Genomic DNA, 5,530 nt, shown 5'->3' with positions numbered 1-5,530 from the left:
CGCAGTGCCGCGGTAAAACGGCTCGAAAGTATCCTCATAAGCCTTTTTGAAAAAGCCTTCTTTGCTTAGCTTTATAAGCTCTGCATTGACGAAATCCAGTAGCTCTTTATTGCCCTTCTGCACGCCAATACCCATGAAATCGGGCTTGCCTAGAGTTTTAAGCGGCACTTCTACCTCGCTATCGACTACCGGATATGCCATTGCGATGAGATTATCGGTCGCGTAGGCATCCACGTCGCCGTCTTTTAGCATGCGGTAGCACTCCCTGGCGATCTTGCAAAATGTAAAATTTCCAAAGCCTTCTTGTTTAAAAAACGCCTCGCCCGTACCGCCGCTTTCGAGCAAAATTCTTTTCTCCCGTAGATCGGCTAAGGATTTTATTCTATCGGCCTTGCGGGTTAAAACTCCAAGATTTACTGAAAAATACGGTGTTGAAAAATCGATCTGCTGCGCGCGTTCAGGCGTAATGGTAATCGTAGCGATGACGATATCTACGCGGTTGTTTACTAATGCTGGAATTCTATCCTCGACCTTCATCGGCACAAGCTCGATTCTGCCGCCTTTTTCGCCGAAAAGATCATTTGCTATGGCCTGTGCCATCGTAACTTCAAAACCCTCAAAAGTTCCATCGTTTAGCTCGCTAAAAGGAGGCTGTCCGTCGTAAACGCCGATGCGAACGACGCCTTTTGATCTGATCTGTTCCAGACTATCGGCGAAAGCAACGATAAATGGTAGCAACAATGCAAGAAGCAATTTCATGGCAAATCCTTAAATTTAATCTCTCTTCCGCTTTCAAACTAAGCGGGAAATTTTATTTATTAAAATTCTAAAAGCCGGACTCAAAATTTAAAGCAAGCTCTTAGAGCATATTATAAATTCCATCTAGCAGAAAATATTTCTTATCCGCCGTACCGCGATAGAATGGATCAAAGCTCTGCTCGTAGGCCTTTTTGAAAAAGCCCTCTTTGCTTAGTTTAATGAGCTCTGCATTGACGAAATCAAGTAGTTCTTTGTTGTCTTTCTGCACGCCGATGCCGATGAAATCGCTAGGACCTAGGTTTTTAAACGGCACTTCCAAAGTATCATCGATGACGGAATATGCAAGCACGATGAGATTATCATTTATATAGCCGTCCGCATCGCCATTTCGAATCATTTCGTAGCATTCCTTAGCCGAAGCGCAATGGCCTAAATTTTTAAATCCCTTGGTTTTAAAAAATTTCTCCGCTACCGTCGCATCACCTTCGAATACGATCTTTTTATCATGAAGCTGTGCGATATCGGTAAAAGCGTCGGCTTTACGCGTTAATATGCCCAAATTTACGGAAAGGTAGGGGAGGGAGAAATCGATCTTTCTTTTTCGTTCGTTGGTGATGCTAAATAGGCCGATTACCAAATCAAGCTTATTTGCCTCTAAAAATGGAATTCTATCATTTACGCTTAGTGGAATGAACTCGATTTTGCCCTCTTTTTTGCCGAAAATTTCTTTAGCAATAGCGTTTGCAAGATCGATTTCAAATCCTTCAAATTTGTCGCCATTAGACTCGCAAAGCGGCGGATGGGCGTCGCGCACTCCGATGCGAATGACGCCGTTTTGTCTGATTTGATCTAGGCTATCGGCAAAAAGCGCCGCACAAAATAGAGCCGCTATAAAAAGTAGTTTCATTTTATGTCCTTAAAATTGGATTTCGCATATTATCCGCTTATCATAAATGACGTTTTAGTCGAAGCCGTTAGATAAAACACTGCTAAATTTCGTCCTAAAATATGGCATAGAGCCCATCTAGTAAGAAGTATTTTTTATCTGCAGCGCCTTGATAAAATGGCTTGAAAGTTTCATCATAAGAACGTTCGAAAAAGCCCTGCTTGCTAAGTGTAACAAGCTCTTTATTTATCAGATCAAGCAGTTCGGTATTGCCTTTGCGCACTCCGATGCCTAAGAATTCCGGATTACCTAGATTTTGGATTGCTACTTCTAAATTGTCGTCGATAATGGAATAAGCTAGTACAATGAGATTATCGTTAACGTAAGCATCGGCTTTGCCTTGCTTAAGCATATCGTAGCATTCGGTAGTAATGGAGCAATGGATTAGATTGTGGATTTTATTTTTATACAAAAAATTTTCTGCCGTAGTACCGTTACCCTCTACTAAGACTTTTTTGTTTGAAAGATCGTCTATGCTTTTGATGCCGTCGCTTTTACGTGTCAAAACTCCCAAGCTCATCGAAAAATATGGATAAGAAAAGTCGATTTGCCTTTTTCTATCTTGCGTTATCGTGATGGTCGCGACCGCAAGATCTACCTTATCGTTTTGTAATGCAGAGATCCTATCGCTGGCGTTTAGAGGGACGAACTCGACTCTACCGCGCTTATCGCCGAATATGCTCTTGGCTATAGCGTCTGCAAGGTTGATTTCAAAGCCTTCGAAATTACCACTTTTTTCATCACTAAAAGGTGGCCTACCATCACGAACACCGATTTTAACGACTCCGGCAGATCTGATCTGCTCCAAACTGCCCGCAAAAACACCGCTGCAAAGTGCAAAAATAATGCAAAAAAGTAGCTTCATAAACTATCCTTTTCTTAAATTTTATATTATCCCTTAGATATTGCGTGATTTTACCCTAAAATAGTTAAACATAACTTCAATTACATAATACGGATTGCTAAATCGGTAGTAAGTGGGCAAGATTAAAATTTAAGAAACGATAGATAAATTTTATGAAGTGAAATTTAGCCGTAGCGAAATGTCGCTCAGGAAAGTATAGACTTTAATTAAAATTTATCTATCGTAATTTACGGCGCAGTTTTTGCAGCACAGGCATATAATTTGATTTGGAATTTATCCATCGTGCCGCTTGCTTTTCGAGCCGTAATTTTACGTCTTGCCTACGTGCCGCATATTTCGCAATAAAATTTTAAAATTTGCTTGGGTTGAAATGTTGTTTTATGTTATAAAATTTTGTGGTATTTTAAAACTATTTTTCGCCAACTTCTACGATTTTGCTTAGCACGTATTGTTCTAGCTCGCGTCTAGGCACATCGTTTTTGAGCGCTTCGTTGTAGATATTTTCGACTATGCGGCTGTATTTTTCGTAGGGGAAGTAGAGGAAATGGTTTGCCCAAGCGCGTTTGATGAGCTCGTGAGTAAGTTTTTTTCTAGCCCACGCTTTGAAGCAATCAAAGCCGATAAAAACCGCCGACGTCGCTATGATCGTAAATAAAATGGAGAAGTGAAAGTCGATCTTTTCAAACATCGCGTGCGTCAGCGTTATCAAAAACATAACGCAGACGAATGCGAAGCAAGCGAAGATAACGTAGGATTTGCCGTAGTTAAATTTAAAATTTAGCTTCGAAGGATCGACGAGCATTCCGTCGTTAAACTCGGCGTTGGCTTCGAGCAGATCACGGAAAAGCACGGGTTTATGCGATACATGAAACATAATTTCTAAAAGCCTATCTTTAAAATTTGATTTATCCATAGGGTTTCCTTCGATTTTTGCGGCATTATATCTTAAATTAAATTGTTATAAGATAAAATCTCATAAAATTTCAAGGAGAGATTATGTTTGAAATCAGCGGAATGAGCGGCGATGAGATAGTCTATATTAACGGCAAGTTTTGCGCGGCGAGGGATGCGGCGATAAGCCCTTTTGATCGCGGTTTCGTGCTTGGAGACGGCATCTATGAGGTAGCACCCGTGGTAAATTCTAAAATTTGCGACAGAGCGGATTTTTGGGAGCGCTTTGAGCGCAGCGCCGCGCAGATCGAGCTAAAAATTCCGTATTCTCGCGAAAAATATGAGGAAATTTTATATGAGCTCATCGCGCGTAACGGCGTGAGCGAGGGTGCTTTCTACACTCAGATCACAAGAGGCGCGGCGATGCGCGATTTTGATTACGTCCGCGGCATAGAGCCTAGCGTCTTTGCTTTTGTGTATCATACGCAAATTTTTGATAATCCGCTCGCAAAAGAGGGGATCGAGATCGTAAGCCTGCCCGAGATCCGCTGGCACAGGCGCGATATAAAATCGATCTCGCTTCTCGCGCAGTGCATCTTAAAGCACGAGGCCCACAAGGCGGACGCTTATGAGTGCTTTTTGATCGAGGACGGGCTAGTTACCGAGTGCTCGAGCTCCAGCGCGTTTATCATCAAAGATGACGTTCTGATCACGCGACCGCTTTCAAACGACATACTGCCCGGCATCCGCCGCAAGGTGATCTTGGGCCTTGCCGAGCAGGCGGGGCTGAGCGTGCAGCAGCGGGCGTTTGGAATGAGCGAGGTTTATGAAGCCGATGAAGCCTTTATCAGCGCGGCGACGCTGATGGTGCTGCCGATCGTAAAAGCTGACGGCAGAGCGATCGGGGGCGGCACGGTCGGCAAATACGTACCGTGCCTGCGCGAGATGTATGCCGCGCGGCTAAGAGCCGAAGCGGGACTGTAATAGGGCGGTCAAATTTAGCCCGTTAAATTTAAATTATGCGGGCTGATTAAATTTTGCTTTCTAGCTCCCCGGTTATGTGACCCAGCTCGCTTACTAATTCTAAAATTTCAGACAGTTCGTATTGATGAGCATACGCTGTTCCGGTTGTCGGAGGTATGCTAAATAGCTCTGTTTCAAAGCGGTTCGTCGCGCCGTTTAGAAATAGGTAAAATTTATTATCCATAAACGCCGCGCTTATGCTAAATTTATGGTAGTATCGCTTTAGCTCGTTTAGTCGCTCCATCAGCGTGGGCGTCAATAGATAGCGAGCTTCTACCTTGTCGTCGGCAAACACGCGAAATTCGCTATTAAAAATGACGTTGTCCATTAGCTCCTTCTCGCCTAAAATTTTTGTATTTAGCTCGCGGCTCGCCAAGATGGTTTTGGCGTAAAATCTCTTGCCGAATTCGCATATCAGCACGCTGCCGTTAAAATCCATATACGCATCATATAAGCTCATCGCAAGCGAAGCTAGCTTCACATAGGTATTGTCTATGCCCAGATCGTAGTTCTTTTTGATTCTAATCGCCTCGCTAAGGCTAAATTTTACCCCATCCCATTCGCCTTTTATCTCATCTTCGCCGATAAAATCGGAGTTTGCAAAGATTCCCGCTCGCCTGAATTCCTTCGCGCTTATGCCACGTCCTGGCGAATAAGTAAGCTGTGGATACGCCTGCGAGATCGCCGTGCGCACCAAAACTTTTTTGTAAAATAGTTTATATTCATAAGCGGCGTCTGCAATGCCGTCGTAAATGCAAGCAACATAAATAATCAAAAGCACCGCGTAGATAAGATAGACTTCGATCATCTTGTAATCCGTATCATCGTCTGTTTTAAATACCGCATCGATCGCAAACATCACGATAAACGGAAACAGATACAAAAATGCTATCTTGGCATAGATCATCACTACCTTGCAAATACACTTTTTTTGTTTGGCTCTACTTAGTGCTATTGCCCTGTCTAATTGCATGCGTTTCCTTAAATTTTTTGATCCGAAATTTTATAAAAATCATTCTCTTGATAAAATTTCACCACAGCCTCGT

6 protein-coding genes are annotated in these 5,530 nt (G+C 42.9%); 1 reads left to right on the top strand and 5 read right to left on the bottom strand.

Translation table 11 applies throughout. The annotated features are described in order from the left end of the window. From Q0256_RS08405 to Q0256_RS08390, 4 genes are all read right to left on the bottom strand, one after another. Positions 1-759 (bottom strand): transporter substrate-binding domain-containing protein (locus tag Q0256_RS08405; RefSeq protein WP_297962170.1); only part of this gene is annotated, 759 nt, incomplete at its 3' end. A 100-nt stretch (positions 760-859) separates the two neighbouring features. Further along, on the bottom strand, positions 860-1,666 hold the full coding sequence (locus tag Q0256_RS08400; protein ID WP_297962168.1) for a transporter substrate-binding domain-containing protein: 807 nt from the start codon (positions 1,664-1,666) through the stop codon (positions 860-862). 94 nt (positions 1,667-1,760) lie between these two features. Continuing rightward, positions 1,761-2,570 (bottom strand): transporter substrate-binding domain-containing protein, encoded by an 810-nt coding sequence (locus Q0256_RS08395; protein ID WP_297962166.1) that lies wholly within the window; start codon positions 2,568-2,570, stop codon positions 1,761-1,763. Between the two features lie 409 nt (positions 2,571-2,979). Further along, positions 2,980-3,483, bottom strand: a complete 504-nt coding sequence (locus Q0256_RS08390; protein ID WP_297904971.1) for a hypothetical protein — start codon at positions 3,481-3,483, stop codon at positions 2,980-2,982. Positions 3,484-3,566: 83 nt separating this feature from the next. On the opposite strand from Q0256_RS08390, the gene Q0256_RS08385 reads away from it, so the two are divergent. Continuing rightward, positions 3,567-4,445, top strand: a complete 879-nt coding sequence (locus Q0256_RS08385; protein WP_297962164.1) for an aminotransferase class IV — start codon at positions 3,567-3,569, stop codon at positions 4,443-4,445. Positions 4,446-4,491: 46 nt separating this feature from the next. Here Q0256_RS08385 and Q0256_RS08380 read toward each other — a convergent pair whose 3' ends face one another. Next, the gene (locus Q0256_RS08380; RefSeq protein ID WP_297962162.1) at positions 4,492-5,457 is read right to left on the bottom strand and encodes a DUF3137 domain-containing protein; all 966 of its coding nucleotides are present in this window, start codon (positions 5,455-5,457) and stop codon (positions 4,492-4,494) included. Positions 5,458-5,530 lie beyond the last annotated feature (73 nt).

This window comes from uncultured Campylobacter sp. (assembly GCF_937949835.1).
Lineage (GTDB): Bacteria > Campylobacterota > Campylobacteria > Campylobacterales > Campylobacteraceae > Campylobacter_B.
This window is presented reverse-complemented; position numbering and strand designations above follow the sequence as displayed.

Excerpts from the sequence above, each read along its gene's own strand:
- Q0256_RS08400 (WP_297962168.1), bottom strand. The coding sequence starts at position 1,666 with ATGAAACTACTTTTTATAGCGGCTCTATTTTGTGCGGCGCTTTTTGCC.
- Q0256_RS08395 (WP_297962166.1), bottom strand. The coding sequence starts at position 2,570 with ATGAAGCTACTTTTTTGCATTATTTTTGCACTTTGCAGCGGTGTTTTT.
- Q0256_RS08390 (WP_297904971.1), bottom strand. The coding sequence starts at position 3,483 with ATGGATAAATCAAATTTTAAAGATAGGCTTTTAGAAATTATGTTTCAT.
- Q0256_RS08385 (WP_297962164.1), top strand. The coding sequence starts at position 3,567 with ATGTTTGAAATCAGCGGAATGAGCGGCGATGAGATAGTCTATATTAAC.
- Q0256_RS08380 (WP_297962162.1), bottom strand. The coding sequence starts at position 5,457 with ATGCAATTAGACAGGGCAATAGCACTAAGTAGAGCCAAACAAAAAAAG.